This window comes from Arsenophonus nasoniae DSM 15247, assembly GCF_000429565.1.
Taxonomy (GTDB): Bacteria; Pseudomonadota; Gammaproteobacteria; order Enterobacterales; family Enterobacteriaceae; genus Arsenophonus; species Arsenophonus nasoniae.
Genome location: NZ_AUCC01000022.1, coordinates 1 through 20,229, shown reverse-complemented (window position 1 = coordinate 20,229; position 20,229 = coordinate 1). Strand labels below are relative to the sequence as shown.

The following is a 20,229-nucleotide window of genomic DNA, read 5'->3' as shown; positions in this document are numbered from 1 at the left end:
TATTAAAAGTTTTATTATTCTGTTTCTCATTATTATTACTCAAACATTAGTCATAAATATAAAGAATCCTTTCTATGACTAGAAAAAATATCTAGAAATTCAATTATCAATTTTTATTTATAAGAAACTTCAAAATTTATCGAAGCATTTGCTTTACCAGATTTAACTTTCTGGCCATTAGATACATATGCCGCTTTAAAAAGAAAGGTTAACATACGATTATCCTTTGAAGTGGCCACTTTTGATTCATATACGTCTTTAATATCTAATAATCTGCCTGAAGAATCATAAAGACCTATACCAATTCCTTCAGCACCTGTACCATCTAACTTAATTAATTTCGAATTATGATCATCATGATTTGCTCTAAATACTATTTTAGGCATAATATCGTAACCATCATAATGAGGACAATCTTGTAGCTTAATTGACAATTCCTTCTCACTACCAACAACTTTTTGACCTGAAGCATTCGGTACCTTATCTTTCATATAAACTCCCATATCGATAGCTAAAGAAGAAGAAGAACTAGATGATTCAGAGGCTAAAGTTAAGCTACAAGGCGTGTCGATAATTGCTCCACTAAACTTCACAGTTCCACCAGTTGCAGCCAAAGCAGTATTACAAAATAAAATTAACAATAAGCCAATAAAATAGCTGGTAAGATTATTTTTCATGTATATATTCCTAATAAAACAAATGATATATTTCAAATTCATAATGAAATATTTAAACGGCGCAGCAGTATACTTAGATACATTAATTTATAATAAAAATTAAAAACTGGAGTTGTAATTTATGATATGCAAAAAATAATACCTAAACAGACGGGTATAAAATATAGGTAAAACAAAAAAGCTCAATCTTGAGTAATAAAATTATCGCTAATAAATTCGCCGCCAAATAATTATTCCATTTTAATTATAGAGCCCTATCATGTTGATTAATAATCATTGTAATAAGCAATATATTACCTAAAAATAATCAAATTGCAATCAAAAAAATACACAATTTAACACATATTTTAACATCTATACGTAAATATATTATTTAAGATAATTCAGACATCATAAAAGCATTACTTTAAGAATATACCTATTGTTATTTTCATGAAAGCGAATTATACAAACAAAAATCAGCATCAACTTATTAATATTTTGCATATCTCAAAAGTTACAATAAATTTTACCGCAAAAATTCAATTCTAATTTCAGCCTACTTATTTAATTTAATATTTAATTATTTTAATAATGGATATAATTTATCAACATTAACTACAAACCATGTTAATTTTTTATAAAAAGAGCGTACGACTAAAACTTTAATTATGCCTATTGTTAGGCAATAAATAGCTGTTCACTTAACCAAATATCCTTTAATATCGTCGAAAAATCATTTTAAAATTAAACTATATTTTATTATATATCTGATAGTCTGATAGTCTGATAGTCTGATAGTCTGATAGCATCGAAAGATTTAATAAATTATTTTAAAAATATTTAATTAAATATAGTCTGTGATGGTGGTAAAAGCCGTTATTGTTCAGTTTAGAAATAGAATAACGCATTTTTTAACTAACCATAACTTAGCGGTTCATTAGCATTTATAAGTTTATAAATGCTAATGAACTTTGCCAATAAGATGAGCTGCAACTCACGGCATACAAAAAAGGTTACTTCATCTCATTATGCTCACGCTCACGATTACGGTCTCTATCGCGATGAACAAGATAAATAAGCACCAGCAAAATAGTGGTATAAACTTGAAACGCTTCTGCCCCGCTATTCCATTCAGACATCCACATGCCAAACCACTCTCGGCCTAATGACATAAATAGAACTTGCCAGGTCAAAAAACCTAAGGTTAAGCCAGCAATGGCAATTTTTTTCTTTCTATTAAAATTAGCCGCGGTATTTTTCAAATTAGCTAATAACCTAATGCCGCCAATCCAGCAAAGTATTGCTGTTAATGTTTGCAGAATAATGAGAATGATATAACTAGCATGATGGGCAGTTGGAGACTCAATCGCGCGGTACTTAATGGTGGCCTCAGGAAAGATAGTATCCATCAAAAGAACATGACGAATTAAGGCAAAATTGGTGTCATAATCGGTAATATTACCGATAACCACTAACGTTGTATATAACGCCACCGCACATACAGCCAACGCTTTAGATAAACGAATAATCATGATTTATTGTCCTTAGAAATACAATAAGATAATCTTCGATACAAGATGCAGGCTCAAAAATAAAAATGTTCACTGTTTAGGATGATTAACTAAACAATGAACAGATTAATTTTAACACAAGAATTTAAAATAGGACAAAATTCAAAAAATGCCGTAATTTTGTTAATAAGTCATATTAGTAGGCAAAAATAAAAGCCCTATCATACCTTATAGATTTGATTTACATTAATGGATATGTCTCGTGGCCCATAGATCATATTCGTCAGCATGTTCAACGAATACCTGAACGATATCACCCGGTTTAACATTAAATTCGCCATTAAGATAAACTACACCATCAATTTCAGGCGCATCTGCCATACTACGCCCTACCGCTCCTTGATCATCGAGCTCATCGATGATTACCCAGATCTTAGAGCCAACTTTCTCCTGCAATCGCTGCGGAGAAATTTGCTGCTGAACCTGCATAAAACGGTGATAACGTGTCTCTTTTATTTCTTCTGGAACTTGATCGGGTAACGCATTGGCTTGTGCACCATCAACGGGGCTATATTTAAAACAACCAACCCGATCCAAACGAGCCTGTTGGAGAAAATCCAGTAATAGCTGGAAATCCGCTTCAGTCTCCCCTGGAAAACCAACAATAAAAGTTGAACGTAAGGTTAATGCTGGACAAATTTCACGCCAACGGCGAATACGTTCTAAGGTTTTCTCCACTGCTCCCGGCCGTTTCATCCGCTTTAACACCGTTGGACTCGCGTGTTGCAGGGGTATATCTAAGTAAGGTAGAATTTTACCCTGCGCCATTAGTGGGATCACGTCATCAACATGAGGATAGGGATAAACGTAATGCAATCGGATCCAAATGCCTAAAGCGGCAAGCTGTTCACACAAGCTGACCATACTAGTTTTAACTGGCTGACCATCCCAAAAACCTACGCGATGCTTATATCTACACCATAGGCTGAAGTGTCCTGTGAAATAATAAGCAACTCTTTTACGCCCGCAGCGACTAAACGTTTGGCTTCACTTAATACCTCACCAATAGGCCGACTTTCTAAATCACCGCGCATCGATGGAATAATACAAAATGTACAGCGGTGATTGCAGCCTTCAGAAATTTTCAAATAAGCATAATGCTTAGGTGTTAATTTGATCCCTTGCTGCGGCACTAAACTAAAAAAAGGATTATGTTGCGGTTTAGGAACATAATGGTGAACATGGGCTAACATTTGTTCATAGCTATGTGGACCCGTGATAGCTAATACTTTCGGATGTACTTCACGGATCTGATCTTCTTTCGCTCCCAGACAACCGGTTACGATCACTTTACCATTTTCATTTAATGCCTCACCAATGGCTTCCAATGATTCTTGTACTGCGCTATCAATAAAACCGCAGGTATTAACAATAACCAGATCTGCATCATGATAACTGGCCACAATTTGATAACCATCCGTCCGCAATTCAGTCAAAATTCTCTCAGAATCAACTAAATTTTTCGGGCAGCCTAATGATAAAAATCCTATTGTAGGGACATGTTGTTTATTGCTCATAAAAGGATAGGATCTATGTTGTAATAGTGATTGGATAAAAAAGTTATTTTAACATTGAAAAAACGAAATTGTACAATTGGGTTTGCTGTTCAAGTAGATACTTTCAAAAAACATTTCTTTTCTTCACATTCATATAGTTAATAGACGCCTGAATATACTTAACAAGTGTATCATTATCCATTGGATTAAAATGCAACCCAATCGTTTGAGGTAAAGCGGGATATTTTCCTGTAATTAAATGTTCTTTTGATACATTCTTAATAAAAATACCTTTATTTTGGTGGGAAAAAAGTATAAAAAGTATTTTATTAAATGAATTACTCAAACCTTCTACTTCATTTACTTGATGAATGTTAATAAGATATTTTAAAGTTAATTTATCAAAATCATATTTTTTCACCATCTGTGAATTTTTATATTTTGCATCCAAAATTAATATAATAGGTTCCTTCCATAATTCTGAGGAAATTTTTACAATGAAATCTGGGCAAATATAATATTCACCATATTTTTTTGAACCATAATTATTCGATATATTAATTAAATCTCCAGATTTATTAAATTCTTTAAATGAAAATATCTTTGGTTCATAATAAATATCAACGTAAAAATCGTCATTATAATAAGAAAAAAAATTATTAATGACACCATCAGATGCTTCACTTTTTTCCCTCCGAAAGGCAGTTCAGCTAAATATTGTCGATACTCTTTACTTTTTATTTTAACATTAAAATCATTTATAAATATATCATGTAAACTCATTAATATTGTTAGCTCATAAATAATAGCTAAATTTTTAATACCAAATAATAAATCTCTTTCTAATAATTTTGGACTAGGCGATTTTAAACATTTTGTAATTAACGTGAAAACTTCACGGTAATGATAATGTCTATTTACATATGGTGTAAATTTAGGGTAAATATTTTTTATTAATTTAGCAGGTAAAATTTTATCAAAAATGTAATGTATATCTTTCAACTTTTTTTGCAATAAGTGTATATTCTTTATTTTATGTTCTAATACTATATTTATATATTGTGACATAGTATGATCAAATCGTACATAATCATTATTAATATTATTTAAAATACTACAATCAAAATTAGAATATTGTTTTTTAGTTTATTTAAAAAATCTTCAGCATGATATAAAAAAGATTTTATAACTCGATTTTCATAAGTATCTGTTTGCTTTTTTATTATCTCTTTAGGGATCAAAGATAAACTATATCCTCTATTATTATAAAAAACATTAACATTATCTCCATTATTTAATGTGATTTTATCTAAGTTAGACAAAACCCAATATACTGAATCAGCTCCTGTTGGTTGACCTACTTTAGAAAGAATAATATCTGTTTGCCAAGTATGCTTATTTTCTCTTACAAATAAACAAATATTTTCCCTCAAAAAATCAACAACTTTTTCAATTAAATTGAATTTATTAAAATTAAAATTTTCTCTATCAGAAGACGTGCCGTGAATAGAGCTTCTGGAAAAACAAATAAAAATAGCATCATCTATTCTATCAGTCAGATAATCTAACATTTGTTTTGCCAATATAGCATTTTCCTTTCTTGCCAATATATTAAACTTTAATTTAATAGATTTTTCATCATCTTTTTGAAATGAAAGTTTAGCTTCGCTTTCACCAAAAAAATTATAAAAATATCTTAATTGATTTATATCTTCACTTTTTTGTGACTTAAAAATCGCATCATTATCAATATAATCTTCATCATCAAAAACGACCGGTATATCTCCTAACAATAATATTGGATATCCAACTTCATCCAATATATTTCTTTTAATTTTAACAACAAAAAAAAGCCTATCAGTCTCTTTTATTTCTATCAATTCATCTGTCTTTAGTTCAATAGCCTCTTTATTATTATTAATATATAAAAACCAACTAATCATAAAGAAATTCCATAATTAAACATATTTTGATTACCATAATTAATCAATTTATTAAGATACTTTCTAGATTTTTCCATATCATCGGGCAATTCTTTCTCAAGATTTTCCAATCTTTTACCAAACTGAGAACCATAGCCATTCAATAATGGAATAAGGTGCTGAGATACCGCATAATCAAAAGCAGTATAGCGGCTCTGAGTAGACATCATTGGCCCTACTACATTATGATATGAACGAATTGATTTTATTTTTCTATAAGAAATATTTATGGGAATCCCTAAATCAGGACTATCTTTTTTTAAGATATCAATGATATTTTTTAATGTATTTTCAATATCTGACGGCATATCTAAAGAGCTTGGTTGAAAAAGCTCAATAAATTTTTTCCCACTAATCGGCTCTACCGAATATTCTTTCTTAGTACCAAACTCCAAAAATTCATAATCAGACTCAAACTCATCAAAATTAATGATAGCTGCTCTATCAAGCAGACGTGGTGTTAAAATTTGTACTGATTCATCTTGATTGAGTGTGCCTAAAAACCTCAGATATTCAGGAATAATGAAATATGGCTCATCTGGATCACCAGTTGAAAGTTCTCTTTTAGACTCAGGATCTGCCATTTCCATAAATTGACTAAAATAATGTTCAGGTTGAGATAAGTTAAATTCATCTAGTAAAATTATCGATAAAGCCCCATCAATTTGCTCTTTTTGTTCCATATGTAAATATTTTAATAACTCAAATAAACCAGATGATACACTAACATAACTTTGTGACAAAGCATTGTAAAAACCTAAAATATCGCGATAAGAAGTCCAGCCTCGTGCTATAGGTATATTAAGAAATCTGTTTTTTAACCCTAAACTAATTCCCAGCATTTTTGCTAACGATGTTTTACCTGTTCCAGGCAAGCCACTAAAAAGCGTAAACTGAGATTGTGCTATCGTGGTTAACAAATTAGCCGCAGTATAATAATCAATCTTTCGCCCCTGACTATCTAGAGAATCTAGTACCGTATCAATCAGTTTTTCTCTTAAGTCTTCGATATTTGCGTCAGAATCTAACTTTCTTATATTGACTTTATAGTCTAGAGACTTGACTGGAGATTTTGGCCTGATTCCGCATAAAGTATCAACATAAGGTTTAAATTCTAACAGTTTACCAATAAGTGATTCATTATTTTCCTTTAAACGCTTTTCTACATCGTTCAGTTGCGCATTCATATCTTTTTTTCTATCGCGATAATTATCCCTATCCCGTTCTAAATTATTAATTTCTTTTTTTAACTTATAAATAGTATTCAAATGATAATATTTAAATTCAAGAGAAGATAGTTTTTTGTTAAGCTCTTCTAACTCTTTTTCCTTTTTAAAAAAACTTTGTTCTAATTCATTCCTTTCTTTTTTTGTTAAAAAATTGCTTCCATCTTCAAATTGATCTCTTTCTCTGATTTTTTTTCTTATTTCTTGTTCTAATTTTTTATTATCAAGCTGTAGCTGTTTGAGATATTTTTCCTTATCTAGTGTATCTTTTTTCAATTTCTCAATATATAATTTCTTCTCATCCTTAAAATAATGTTCTTTATTATCTTCAATATATTTTTTTAGTATATTTTTACCTTTTTCACTCGACAGAAAATTATCAAATAATTCTTTTCTACTATTATCCCATGTCTCAGCATCTTCTAAACATTGAAATAAACGTTTAAATCTCTGCGGAAATGTTTTATATTCTATAGTAGAAGAATAATGTTTTCTTATTTAAGTAATTGTTCCCTTACTAAAATTTCTTATATTTGAATTTTGAGCTATTTTATTTCCATAAGTTGAAATTATTTGCTCATTAGAAATAAAATCAATAATATCATCGTTATTTTCTATAATATATTTAACATTACCCAAAAAAAATGTTCCCTGTCTTATATTTACTGAAATGTGATTATTTACTTTTTCTTTGTTTATTTTTGCAATATGAAATGGAGGAATTTTATTAATGGGAGTAGTTATACTAGCCAGGGTTAATATATGTTGCTTACCAATATTTTTATCATTTAATTCATAGCTAAATGGACCATATATAAATTTATCATCTTCAAGAAAAATTATTTTTGTTTGAGGTGCCTCTGATAAAATTATTACAGGATGTAGTATGTTAGGTAGAGGCATTTTAAATAATTGTGCAACCATTATCCCTCGTATATCCTCACATGAACTTGAATTACTAACGTATCGACATTCACCATCTCTATGCTCAAAACTTGTGGGTTTACATTTGGTTTCAAAAATAGCATCGTTAAATCTTTCTCTTATTTCATTAAAACCTGATGTAACAAATACCTGTCCTGTTTCACAAAAAATTTCTAATTGATTCACTGGACTAACATTACCATCTGGTAATACTTCAAATAAAACATTCAATCTTCCGATCTTTTCTTCTTTCTCGAAAGAATATTTTTTCTCTAAAGTGCAAATAACCCTACGTTCTAAAGCTTGCATCTATTAATCTCACATTAGTATAAAAAATAATATTTATTTCATAATTATTATAACAACTTGTAATTTCATATTCTATTATCAAGAATAATTTATCATAATAAAAAACATTAAAATTAATAAATTAATAAATTAATAAATTAATAAATTAATAAATTAATAAATTAAAAACAAAAATATAAGATTATTATTCTGTAATAAAACAAACACCAACAATAAATTTATATTTAACAAAAACAATATAATTAACATCATTATTACTAACATTATTGTTAATTTGATAATAATTAAAAAAACTTCTTATACTAATTTTGATTAACATCATTATTTAATTCTTTTATTAATTTATATTGATAAAGAGACGCTATATAACAAACTGCTTTTTTAGAAGTGCAAAATGGAAAATAATAACCGACTTTGGCCACATATAAGACGAACAACCCATTTAATGATGTTCTGCCATCGCTCATGTTTCAGTTTTGAACGTTTCTATCCCCACAGGTGATCCTTTTCGACATCCATGCTGCTGTTTTACTGTATGGATCGTCATTCCCAAATAGCCATGTTATTGATTTAAATAAATCATGTCTATGGCATTAACTATTCATACTTGTCAATTAGCGCATTTAGGTTAATTAATCTAACAAAATTATTTATTGCTTTAAGCCAAATTAAATTTAGCTTAATTAAATTTGCAATAAACAATACGCCAAAATATTTTCTTATCCATTTTGGCTGCAATTCTATTGTCTTAATTCACAGGAAATAAAATGCAACAATATAAACTCGCTACCAGTTTTGATATCAGTGACTATATTGATAGCCAGCGTAACTTGGTTAATATCTTTGCTACTGACTTCACTGATGTAGCTGCGATTATTATCTCACTGGAAGATATTCAACAAGGTGCGCTCGACACCATTAAACAACATAGTTTTGGTCAGCCGATCTTTGCGCTAATTCATCGCAATCAAGTTATTCCGGCCGACACACTTTCTTGTCTGGCGGGTGTTATCGATCTCAACAAAGATAATAGCCAGTTATATGCCAAGCAATTAGAAACAGCGGCACAAAAATATGAGCAAAATTTACTGTCACCTTTTTTTGGCCAATTGAAAAAATATGTCGAACAAGGCTATAGCGCTTTCGATTGTCCGGGTCATCAAGGGGGAGCATTCTTTCGGCGTCATCCGCTAGGTAACTTATTCGTCGACTATTTTGGTGAAAATCTATTCCGTTCAGATCTCTGTAATGCGGACGTTTCAATGGGCGATCTCTTGATCCATGAAGGTGTACCTTGTACGGCACAGCAATACGCCGCAAAAGTGTTTAATGCCGATAAAACCTACTTTGTTTTAAACGGTACCTCTTCTGCCAACAAAGTGGTATTAAACGCCTTACTGGCACCCGGGGATTTAGTGTTATTTGATCGCAATAATCATAAATCCAATCATCATGGTGCGCTGATCCAAGCAGGTGCAACACCAATCTATTTAGAAACAGCTCGCAATACATTTGGCTTTATTGGTGGCATCGACGCTCACTGTTTTAATGAAGATTATCTGCTTGATCTGATCAAAAAAACTTCCCCTGAGCACGCAGAGCAAAAACGACCTTTCCGCCTAGCGGTGATCCAACTTGGTACCTATGACGGAACAATTTACAATGCACGCCAAATTGTCGATAAAATCGGCCATCTTTGTGACTATATTTTATTTGATTCTGCCTGGGTAGGTTACGAACAATTCATTCCAATGATGAAGGACTGTTCACCATTACTGCTGGAACTCAATGAAAATGATCCCGGTATTTTGGTCACCCAATCGGTTCACAAACAACAAGCAGGTTTCTCACAGACTTCCCAAATCCATAAAAAAGACCGTCATATCAAAGGGCAACTACGTTATGTCAATCACAAACGCTTGAATAACGCCTTTATGATGCACGCTTCCACCAGCCCGTTCTACCCGCTATTTGCCGCTTTAGATGTTAATGCCAAAATGCATGCCGGCGAAAGTGGCAAACGGCTATGGATAGACTGCGTAAAAACCGGTATCGAAACGCGCAAATTATTACTAAGTTGCTGTAAACTCATCCGCCCATTTATTCCTGCAATGGTCGATAATCGCCCCTGGAGTGACTACGACACTGATGAAATCGCTAATGACTTACGCTTCTTTAAATTTACCCCCGGTGAACGTTGGCACTCGTTTGATGGTTACGCCGAAAATCAGTACTTCGTTGACCCGTGTAAATTGATGTTAACCACACCCGGCATTAATAGCCAAACTGGCGATTATGAAAGCTTTGGTGTACCAGCCACCATTCTGGCAAATTACCTACGTGAACAGGGCATTATCCCGGAAAAATGCGATCTAAATTCAATTCTATTTTTGCTCACACCGGCAGAATCGATAGCAAAAATGCAACATCTGGTGGCTCAAATTGCCCGTTTTGAACATTTACTAGAAATCGACGCCCCATTAGCTGACGTTTTACCGACACTCTACCGTAGCAACCAACAACGCTATCAGCACTATACCCTGCGTCAGCTATGCCAAGAGATGCATAACTTATATGCCAAATTGAACGTAAAGCAGCTCCAAAAAGAGATGTTTCGTCAAGCGCATTTTCCAGCCGTCAACATGTTACCGCAAGCAGCCAATATCCAGTTTGTACGCGGCCAGGTCGAATTGATTGCGATTGAAAACATCGCCGGTCGAATTGCAGCCGAAGGCGCGCTACCTTACCCACCAGGCGTACTGTGTGTTGTGCCAGGAGAAGTCTGGGGCGGGGCGGTGCAAAATTATTTTCTGGCGTTAGAAGAAGGGATCAATCAGTTCCCAGGTTTTTCACCTGAACTACAAGGCGTATATCTGCAAACCGATGCTGATGGCCGCAAACGTGCTTATGGCTATGCGATTAAATAGTTATGCACAACTCTACAATCAGTAAATTTTTACCGATTAAATAACTTAAATTTCTCATAAGTAAAGAGAGAAAAAAATGCAGGTATCTAAAAATAAAATGAGTGTGCTACAGCTAACCATATTGACTACGGTGAATATGATGGGCTCAGGTATTATTATGTTACCGACCAAGTTAGCAGAAGTTGGCACCATATCGATTCTTTCATGGATCGTTACAGCCATCGGCTCGATGGCACTGGCTTACGCTTTCTCAAAGTGTGGCATGTACAGCCGCCGCAGTGGCGGAATGGGTGGTTACGCTGAATATACCTTTGGTAAATCCGGCAACTTTATGGCTAACTATACCTATGGGATCTCACTATTAATTGCTAACGTAGCAATTGCTATCTCTGCGGTTGGGTATGGAGCAGAATTATTTGGGGTAAACTTAAGTCCATTGGTTATCTGTATCGCTACCATCGCCGTATTATGGATATGTACCATTGCTAACTTTGGTGGGGCACACATCTCGGGTCAGATAAGTAGTATTACCGTTTGGGGGGTTATTATTCCCGTTATGGGCATCTCCATTATTGGCTGGTACTGGTTCAAAGCCGACCTATATATCCACTCCTGGAACCCACACAATTTTCCATTTTTTCAGGCCGTTGGCTCCTCAATTGCTATGACACTATGGGCATTTCTCGGCATGGAATCGGCTTGTGCAAATAGTGAAGCCGTTGATAACCCAGAGAAAAATGTTCCTATTGCCGTATTAGGCGGCACACTAGGCGCAGCGGTAATCTATATTGTTTCCACCAATGTCATAGCCGGTATTGTGCCAAATATAGACTTAGCTAACTCCACAGCCCCTTTTGGTTTAGCCTTCGCACAAATATTTAATCCCACTATCGGTAAAGTCATCATGGCGCTAATGATCATGTCATGTTGTGGCTCCCTACTGGGTTGGCAGTTTACGATTGCGCAAGTATTTAAATCATCATCGGATGCTGGCTACTTTCCAAAACTTTTCTCCGCTGTCAATAAAGCAGAAGCACCGATTAAAGGTATGCTGACTATTGTCATTATCCAATCTGGTTTAGCACTAATGACCATTAGTCCATCATTAAATAAACAATTTAATGTATTAGTTAACCTAGCGGTTGTCACTAATATTATCCCTTATATTCTTTCTATGGCCACCATGATCATCTTACAAAAAGTGGCTAATGTTGAGCCACAGAAAGCAAAAATGGCTAATATTATTGCTTTTATTGGTGCCGCCTATAGTTTCTATGCCTTGTACTCCTCTGGAGAAGATGCCGTTATGTGGGGCGCACTAGCAACATTCCTAGGCTGGACACTCTATGGCTTCGTTTCACCACGTTTCGAAATGGAAAATAATCAAAACATAAGTAGCAAATACTAGCTCAATATTATTGACTCGCTTTCTCCTCATCGTCACTCGATGAGGAGCTAGTTGAGGCAGCCTAAATTAGCAACCTAACATGAGGACAATAATTTACCTAATGAAGAATAATTATTCTTTTATTCAGACTAAATCGTAATATTGATAATCGACCGACATTTATATCTCAACCAGCAACCTTGTCCTATATACTTATATATTATTAATGCCGATAAACCATTTGAGTTGATGCCATGAAAAAATTAACCATAGTTATCATGTTATTTATCAGTAAATTGGTGCTAGCCGATAGCATTAATATCGATCAAACGTTGGAACAATGTTTAGCGAAACCAACAACGGTATCAACGCTTGATAGCGTTGATTGTTACCAAAATGCATTAAAGTTATGGGATAACGAATTGAACAAGCAATATCAATTATTAATCGCCGATAAAAAGTTGAGCTCAAGATTCAAAACTGCATTGAAAAAATCACAATTGGCATGGATAAAATATCGCGATCTTAACTTAGAAGCGATTAACCGCTTTTATGATACTCAGCAAGGAACCTATTGGGGGATCGCCGCGATGGCCAACAAAATTGAGTTAACGAAAAATAAAGCGTTGGAATTAACCAAATTAAGAACAAGCACTGAAATCGGTAATTAATAACCATTGGTTAATAAAAATAAATTTAGTTATGTGTGTCATTAAATAGCTAACGACACACATAACTAACAATTAAGATGCAAGATAATAGAAAATCCGCTCCCAATAGTGATAAAGTTTAGAAACTATAAGTCATCCCTACCCCAATAACATTATCGCGCGCTATCTCTAATTCGTTACCCCGTTGGCTATTTCTCAATAAATTAACCTTATAAGCAGCGTAAGCTTTGAAATTATCGTTAAAATTATAGTTAGTAAAAATATTAAAATAGTTAACCACATCCACTTGCTTATTAGCCCGTGAATAAAAATAAGCCACTCCCGGCTCTAAACCAGATGCAAAAGTATAGGAAGAAAGCAACTCGAGGGTACTAACTTTACCAAAGATCACCACATTATCATCGACTTCGTGGAAATGAATATTGCGGCTTTCGGAATATAAACCAGCAAATTTGACCGGTTCAGCGTCATAATTGAAACCCATCGCCCATATTTCCGCCGATTTACCCGGCCGGATCTGCTGTTGCTGTTGGGTTCGGTTGGAATAAAAATAGGCCAGGGTTGCTTGCAAATTATCCGTAAAGTGATAACTAACACTGGCTCCCCACCCCTCACCATTTTGATGCTGAACCTCATCATGACTATTTTTGCCTTGATACTGCAAAGCAAAATTGAGTCCCTTTACTAAATTAAAAAAATCAGTTTGCCGATAAGTCAGCAAATTACTCGCCTCTTTGGTGGTTGAAATATCACTATCAGAAAAGAAATCACCGTCAAAAAGCGATAATCCATCGGTATAAGCAGCGACATCATAAATAACACCATAATTACGACCATAATCGATATGGTGAGTAACATATTTTAAGCCAGCAAAAGCTAAATTATTCTTTGATTCATTACTTTTGTCCCCTTCTGCGCCATGCAGTTCTATCTCATGTTCAAATTTGGCAAAACCACTAGCAGAATTGGTAAACTGACTATCTAACTCTAAACCCAGTTTTACCTTTATTTCATTACCATCTTGATCCTTATCTTTTGAATTCATTAGTTTAGATTCAATCTCACCATTAACCGCTATTCGATTACCTTGCTTATCATAAACGTCTGCTGCCATAGCCCCGGGAATATAAAAACAGAAAAAAATTAAACTGGTCGATTTATTTTTAATAAAAGAAAACATAATACTTATCTCAAGACATAGTAAAATTGATGAACTGGTCATCATAAAAATATTTTAAATATACACAGCTGATTAGTGATGTTAGATAATCACTTAATGCTGTTTTAACCCAATAAAATAAACAATTAATTTATCGGTATGGGAGAAAGAAGAGAGATATAGCTAAATCTAGCTAAGAAAATACTTTGCTCGCTGAATGTCAAAAATAGCAACATATAGATACCCTATAATAAATCTCATATATAGGGGCAACCAGATGAAAGAGCATAGAACACTATCCCAATCGTCTTAGTTTTAGCACTATACAACGTATCCTATGATAGGAAGTTACTTTGAGGCAAACCTTAATCCGATCTGCCTTGTCCTAACCTTGGGCGTCTCTCGACGTCGTGAGATCAGCAACTTGTGTTTGTATAGGAGCCTCGCCTAACGAGATATAACACTTTCGAATGAGCGCGTATTATATGCGTAAAGAATGGGGAAAAAATATCCCATTGCTAGTTTGTTTATGTTTTATTTAATTATGTTAGCCACTTTACGATAAAACCCAGCAACGAGTCGTTAGATCAATTGAATACCAAACGGTGCTCATCACTTAATGATAACCAAACCACTCTTTTAATCCTGAACTTAAAATGGCAGATATGGCAAAATAACGATAATCTGCACGGTAATATAGCATTAATGAATGGATATTATTGACTTCATTTTTATCAACTTTTACCTCTTTTAATTTTTTTGTCAAAATAGAATTAATAGCCATATGGTCAGGAATATAAGTAATAAGTAATACCTAATCCTTTTTCTGCCAATTTCACACACGAATAATAATCAGTGGTTAACATCATTTCTGAATAAGGCAGGAAATGATATCGCTCATCATCGACTTTACCTTGCAATGAAGGATAAATGACTGTTTCAGAAGATAAAGACAAACTATTGACCTGTTGTTCTTTCGCCAAAGGGTGGGCTGGATCTGCCACTAACATCATTTGAATATCACCAACAACTTGCGCATTAATATTGTTATATATCTCAACACATTGCAAACCTAAAACAAAATCCGCTTTATTACTATTAAGGGTAAATTCAACATCAAATAAATCCGCATGAACAATATGTATTTCAACAGCGGGAAATTCTTTCTTTAATTTTAATACTACATCAGCAATCGCCTCTTCAGGAATCAGTTGATTAAATGCTAATCTAATGGCCGCAGGCTCTTTATTGTTATTTAACGCGAAAGAAAATTTTTCTAATTTTTGTAAAGATAACAAAAACATTTTCACCTTTGGCAATAAAAGTTTACCATTACTATTTATATCCAAAACAGAGCCATTCGCGCGTTTATCAAATAACGTATAGCCTAATATAATCTCAAGTTCATTTATCCAACGACTAATTGTCGTTTTAGACTTATTTAATAATATCCCTGCCTGTAAAAAATTACCTGACTCAGCAGCAGCGACAAACGCCATCAGCATTTTATTTTCTAATTGAGGTAAAAATTTTTTCATTACTGCTCCGCTGTCTGTTTTATTGAATATATATTACCTGAAATCAATTTCTAACAATTTATAATAAAATATTATGATAATCAGACATTAACAAATATTTTTCTGCAACTAAATTTTTAATAGTATATTTAATATATATAAATTTCATTTTTTGTAAAAAAACGTTAGGTATCGCTGATAGCAATACCTTAGTATTTCAACTAAATAGCAATGCAAAATCAAATTCAATTTATTTTCTGTTTAAACTCTATTTATTTAACTCTTCAATAATCACTAGAAATTTTTAATTTTATAATAAATGAAAATAATAAAAGATTAGCAGCATTTAATTAATATATAGTTCTTTAAATTAATAAAATATTTCTATAACTTATATTAACTATATTTACATAAATTATTAGTTAATAAAAAAGTTGCTAGCAACTAAGCAATAAAATTTTACGCCTAATTAGGGGAAATTAAAATTAAGCCCAATAAGCCATACCATAGAACAATGTTTCACTTAACCTAAATTTATCTGATTTTTATGTGCTATATCATGAAATATAAAATAAATTTTCATTAATATAGAACACTAAATAACAACCCCAAATGCCACTTAGCAATCAATTAATTCGCTAGCGCCATTTAGCGTCAAAAAATCATTAAAATGGAGTTTTAAAATAAAAATGGAACAATTGCCGCCTTCAGACCTAAAAACAATATTACATTCCAAAAGAGCTAACCTCTACTATCTAGAACATTGTCGCGTTATGCAAAAAGATGGCCGAGTTTTATATCTAACGGAAGCCAAGAATGAAAACTGCTATTACAATATTCCCATTGCAAATACGACCGTAATTCTATTAGGCACAGGAACCTCTATCACTCAAGCTGCTATGCGAATGCTAGCCACCGCCGGCGTACTGGTAGGTTTCTGTGGCGGCGGCGGTACCCCTTTATTTATGGGTGCCGAAATCGAGTGGCTAACACCACAAAATGAGTATCGACCAACAGAATATTTACAAGGCTGGATGCAGTTCTGGTTTGATCAAGATAAGCGTTTAGCCGCCGCTAAGCAGTTTCAGCAGGCGCGGATCAACTATTTACAACAAGTATGGGAAAAAGATCGTGAATTGAAAAATGAAGAATTTGTTTACCAAAATAAAATAATTCAAAAGGCTCTGGAAACATTTCATGCGCGCACCAAAGTGGCTAAGGATCCCATAGAACTCTTAGTAACAGAAGCGCAATTGACGAAAACTTTATATAAATATGCTGCAAATAATACCAACCAGAAAAATTTTATCCGACAACATAAATCACTCAATAAAACTAATGAGTTTCTTAATCACGGTAATTACTTAGCTTACGGTTTAGCCGCCAGTTGCCTATGGGTATTAGGCATCCCCCACAGTTTTGCTGTTATGCATGGCAAAACCCGCCGTGGCGCACTGGTATTTGATGTAGCTGACTTAATTAAAGATGCGATAGTTCTGCCATGGGCCTTTATCTGCGCCAAGGACAATGCCAGCGAACAGGAGTTTCGCCAACAAGTATTACAACAATTTGTTGAGCATCAAGCACTCGATTTTATGTTTAATACCGTAAAAGCAATCGCATTACAAAACCATTCTGAATAACAGATTAAGGAACAAAATCTATGATGGTAACGTTTGTTTCTCAGTGTGAGAAAAATGCCTTGAAAAGAACACGTCGAATATTAGATGCCTTTGCCAATCGGATCGGCGATAACACCTGGCAAACGGTGATCACTGAAAATGGATTAAAAACCGTACATAAAATGTTACGCCAAAGTGCTAGCAGAAATAGTGCCATCAGTTGCCACTGGATACGATCTCGTTCTCGTTTTCAATTATTATGGGTGGTTGGTAATAAAAATAAATTTAATAACGAAGGCCATGTTCCTGTCAACCGCACGGAAAAATCACTACTTGGCAGCCAGTATGAAAATAACTGGAAGTACCTGCCGTTAATTGATGCTTTCACTCGTCTAGCCGGCTTATTACATGATTGGGGAAAAGCCTCTCGCTTATTTCAAACAAAATTAGATCCACAATGTAAAACTTCAGCTAAGGGTGATCCAATTAGGCATGAATGGATCTCGGTATTACTATTTAGTGCGTTAGTCAAAACCAGTGACCAACCTCAGCATGATCTAAGCTGGCTTGACACCTTAATTACTCAGCGCATTGATGAAGCAAAGCTACAAAATTGGCTAACAGAACAACAAAGTCATCAGCAGGAAATAAAACCGTTAACCCACCTACCTGATGCTGCATCACTACTAAGTTGGTTAATTGTTTCCCATCACCGGTTACCTTCATTACGGGTTGATAAGGAAATTAACAATTTAAAAGATCATACCTGTGACACAATAACACTATTATTGCAGCGGCTGAAACAAAACTGGGGATACGAAAATCGGCAAGATGAAAAAGAATATCAACAACGAGTGAGTCAGTGCTTCGAATTTCCCCAGGGATTACTCAGTCAATCGCTGGTTTGGCTTACAGCGCTAAGTTCAGCGGCCAACCATTTAAAACAACAGTTACCCCTATTTATGGAAGCAATGCAAAATGGCAGCTGGCGCCTAATTGCTCATCATGCTCGCTTATGTCTAATGTTGGGCGATCATCATTACTCATCACAAAATAACGATCCTAACTGGCAAACCAATATTAATTTATATGCTAACACTGCACTTGAACCAAATAACGGCGGTAAAAAATTAAAGCAAAAACTGGATGAACATCTACTCAATGTTACAGAAGCGGCGAGAAATGTAGTGGAATATTTGCCTTTTTTTGAGAGTGAACCGCCAGTCGCCTGTGATATCAAGAAGCTAAAACCACAGAAAAATCCCAAGCAAGGATTTCAATGGCAAGACAAGGCAGTAACGGCGATTAGCCATTACCGTGATGAAAATAACGACAATATTAGCGGTTTTTTTATCGTCAATATGGCGAGTACCGGCTGTGGTAAAACACTGGCCAACGCCAAAATTATGCAAGCCTTATCGGATGATAAACAGAGTCTCCGTTACATACTCGCATTGGGATTGCGTACATTGACATTGCAAACTGGGGATGAATACCGTGCTCGGATCGGGCTCGATGATAGCCAATTAGCAGTCTTAATCGGCTCGCAAGCGATCCAACAATTGCATCAAGATGAACTGTCGCCGAAAAATGAAGAGCCAGAAACGGAGTATGAGGCAACGGGCTCAGCATCTGTGGAAAATTTGTTTGATGGTGACGACGAATTACGCTGGCAAGATGAAGCTTGGCAAGGAATTCTGCCAGAAGAAGAGCTGATCACTGTGTTAAAACGCGCAAAAGATCGCGCTTTACTCTATGCGCCCGTATTAGCTTGTACCATCGACCATATCATGGCTGCGACCGAGACCACACGGGGTGGACGCTATATCCTGCCTTGTCTAAGGTTAATGTCCTCCGATTTAGTGATCGATGAGGTTGATGATTTTATGGGCGAGGATCTGGTCGCCATTGGCCGATTAATTCATCTGGCCGGTATGTTGGGGCGCAAAGTGATGATCTCATCAGCCACTATACCACCGGATCTGGCATTAAGTTTTTTCCATGCCTACCAGCAAGGCTGGCATCTGCATGCCACTAGCCGACATCTTAATCATCAGGTTGGTTGCGTCTGGGTCGATGAATTTACCGCCCACCTTGCCACCCTCAATAACAGTGAACAAACTGCGCAATACTATCAAGCTGAACATCAGACATTTATCCAAAAACGAACTGAGCGGCTGGCGGAAAAACCAGCAAGACGCAAAGCAACAATTTTGCCATTGCCACGTGATAAAAATGATACTGATCAGCAAAAAAGCTACTTTCAGGCTATTCAGCAAGCAATTATTGCTCAACACCAACAGCACAGTTTCCCTGACAAGCTCACCGGTATTAATGTCTCTTTTGGTGTTGTACGGATGGCAAATATTCAGCCATGTATTCAGTTAACCCGTTTCTTATTGGAAGCCATTTGGCCGCAAGAGGTCGATATTCGGGCCATGGCCTATCACAGCCGAGAACGTAGCACGCTACGCGTGAGCGGCGCAGCGGTGCTGCTTCGGGGATGTTAATGAGTTGAGTACTGTTTTATACTCTGCAGTAGGTTAATTTTTTTCAGGGATTCATCTCGATGGCTCGCAATAAATCTCCCAGAAAGCGTAAACCGGTTAAATCAGGCAGGCTGCCCGTCACTTCACGTGCCACAGCGCCTGTTTATCCGAAACGTTTTATGATCTCTCTCCCACCCGAAAATGATGATGACAGACCGCCTGAATTTTTTTATGACACCCTAAAAGAAGCCATACGCCACTGCGTCCGACTCGGCCCCCAATTTTTTCTC

Annotated in this window: 16 protein-coding genes, 2 pseudogenes and 1 riboswitch; of the genes and pseudogenes, 7 read left to right on the top strand and 11 right to left on the bottom strand. The window is 34.8% G+C overall.

The features are described from left to right. Nucleotides 1-113: 113 nt before the first annotated feature. The 8 genes and pseudogenes from G468_RS0106975 to G468_RS24655 form a co-directional block, all read right to left on the bottom strand. A complete protein-coding gene (locus G468_RS0106975) occupies nucleotides 114-677 on the bottom strand; it encodes a fimbrial protein (RefSeq protein ID WP_026822514.1) in 564 nt (187 codons plus the stop codon). A 995-nt stretch (nucleotides 678-1,672) separates the two neighbouring features. Beyond that, a complete protein-coding gene (locus G468_RS0106970; RefSeq protein ID WP_026822513.1) occupies nucleotides 1,673-2,191 on the bottom strand; it encodes a DUF2165 family protein in 519 nt (172 codons plus the stop codon). Nucleotides 2,192-2,416: 225 nt separating this feature from the next. Continuing rightward, nucleotides 2,417-3,747: pseudogene (gene rimO / locus G468_RS20020) on the bottom strand (30S ribosomal protein S12 methylthiotransferase RimO). A gap of 103 nt (nucleotides 3,748-3,850) precedes the next feature. Beyond that, complete coding sequence (locus tag G468_RS22375; RefSeq protein ID WP_135678030.1) at nucleotides 3,851-4,150, bottom strand: hypothetical protein; 300 nt, start codon at nucleotides 4,148-4,150, stop codon at nucleotides 3,851-3,853. Between the two features lie 137 nt (nucleotides 4,151-4,287). Then, a complete protein-coding gene (locus tag G468_RS22370) occupies nucleotides 4,288-4,794 on the bottom strand; it encodes a hypothetical protein (protein WP_026822511.1) in 507 nt (168 codons plus the stop codon). 38 nt (nucleotides 4,795-4,832) lie between these two features. Next, on the bottom strand, nucleotides 4,833-5,669 hold the full coding sequence (locus G468_RS22365) for a DUF2357 domain-containing protein (RefSeq protein ID WP_026822510.1): 837 nt from the start codon (nucleotides 5,667-5,669) through the stop codon (nucleotides 4,833-4,835). Further along, nucleotides 5,666-7,210, bottom strand: a complete 1,545-nt coding sequence (locus G468_RS24660) for an AAA family ATPase (RefSeq protein WP_246067274.1) — start codon at nucleotides 7,208-7,210, stop codon at nucleotides 5,666-5,668. Before G468_RS24660 ends, G468_RS22365 begins: the two co-directional genes overlap by 4 nt. Before the next feature lie 222 nt (nucleotides 7,211-7,432). Beyond that, nucleotides 7,433-8,167 carry a hypothetical protein gene (locus G468_RS24655; protein WP_246067275.1) on the bottom strand — a complete coding sequence of 245 codons (735 nt, stop codon included), beginning with the start codon at nucleotides 8,165-8,167 and terminating at the stop codon, nucleotides 7,433-7,435. Nucleotides 8,168-8,561: 394 nt separating this feature from the next. Here G468_RS24655 and speFL point away from each other — a divergent pair, with 394 nt between their 5' ends. The 4 genes from speFL (at nucleotide 8,562) to G468_RS22855 (ending at nucleotide 13,152) form a co-directional block, all read left to right on the top strand. After that, on the top strand, nucleotides 8,562-8,669 hold the full coding sequence (gene speFL, locus G468_RS23725; RefSeq protein ID WP_135678032.1) for a leader peptide SpeFL: 108 nt from the start codon (nucleotides 8,562-8,564) through the stop codon (nucleotides 8,667-8,669). A 265-nt stretch (nucleotides 8,670-8,934) separates the two neighbouring features. Beyond that, nucleotides 8,935-11,094, top strand: coding sequence for an ornithine decarboxylase SpeF (gene speF, locus G468_RS0106930; RefSeq protein ID WP_026822509.1), 2,160 nt, complete (start codon nucleotides 8,935-8,937; stop codon nucleotides 11,092-11,094). Between the two features lie 76 nt (nucleotides 11,095-11,170). After that, the gene (potE, locus tag G468_RS0106925) at nucleotides 11,171-12,502 is read left to right on the top strand and encodes a putrescine-ornithine antiporter (protein ID WP_026822508.1); all 1,332 of its coding nucleotides are present in this window, start codon (nucleotides 11,171-11,173) and stop codon (nucleotides 12,500-12,502) included. A 233-nt stretch (nucleotides 12,503-12,735) separates the two neighbouring features. Further along, on the top strand, nucleotides 12,736-13,152 hold the full coding sequence (locus G468_RS22855) for a lysozyme inhibitor LprI family protein (RefSeq protein ID WP_026822507.1): 417 nt from the start codon (nucleotides 12,736-12,738) through the stop codon (nucleotides 13,150-13,152). A 118-nt stretch (nucleotides 13,153-13,270) separates the two neighbouring features. Here G468_RS22855 and G468_RS0106915 read toward each other — a convergent pair whose 3' ends face one another. The 3 genes from G468_RS0106915 to G468_RS0106905 all read right to left on the bottom strand — a co-directional run bounded on the left by G468_RS0106915 (nucleotide 13,271) and on the right by G468_RS0106905 (nucleotide 15,849). After that, nucleotides 13,271-14,266, bottom strand: a complete 996-nt coding sequence (locus G468_RS0106915) for a porin (protein WP_162143415.1) — start codon at nucleotides 14,264-14,266, stop codon at nucleotides 13,271-13,273. A 337-nt stretch (nucleotides 14,267-14,603) separates the two neighbouring features. Then, nucleotides 14,604-14,773: riboswitch (M-box (ykoK) riboswitch) on the bottom strand. A gap of 154 nt (nucleotides 14,774-14,927) precedes the next feature. After that, nucleotides 14,928-15,095 (bottom strand): hypothetical protein, encoded by a 168-nt coding sequence (locus G468_RS23720; RefSeq protein WP_155846980.1) that lies wholly within the window; start codon nucleotides 15,093-15,095, stop codon nucleotides 14,928-14,930. Between the two features lie 4 nt (nucleotides 15,096-15,099). Further along, nucleotides 15,100-15,849, bottom strand: a complete 750-nt coding sequence (locus tag G468_RS0106905; protein WP_026822505.1) for a LysR family transcriptional regulator — start codon at nucleotides 15,847-15,849, stop codon at nucleotides 15,100-15,102. A gap of 668 nt (nucleotides 15,850-16,517) precedes the next feature. Between G468_RS0106905 and cas1f the strand changes: the two genes are divergently transcribed. The 3 genes and pseudogenes from cas1f to G468_RS20000 form a co-directional block, all read left to right on the top strand. After that, nucleotides 16,518-17,471 carry a type I-F CRISPR-associated endonuclease Cas1f gene (cas1f, locus tag G468_RS0106900; protein ID WP_026822504.1) on the top strand — a complete coding sequence of 318 codons (954 nt, stop codon included), beginning with the start codon at nucleotides 16,518-16,520 and terminating at the stop codon, nucleotides 17,469-17,471. Nucleotides 17,472-17,491: 20 nt separating this feature from the next. Further along, nucleotides 17,492-19,960, top strand: a complete 2,469-nt coding sequence (cas3f, locus tag G468_RS20005; RefSeq protein WP_051296986.1) for a type I-F CRISPR-associated helicase Cas3f — start codon at nucleotides 17,492-17,494, stop codon at nucleotides 19,958-19,960. Between the two features lie 59 nt (nucleotides 19,961-20,019). After that, nucleotides 20,020-20,229: pseudogene (locus tag G468_RS20000) on the top strand (hypothetical protein); the annotation flags it as partial.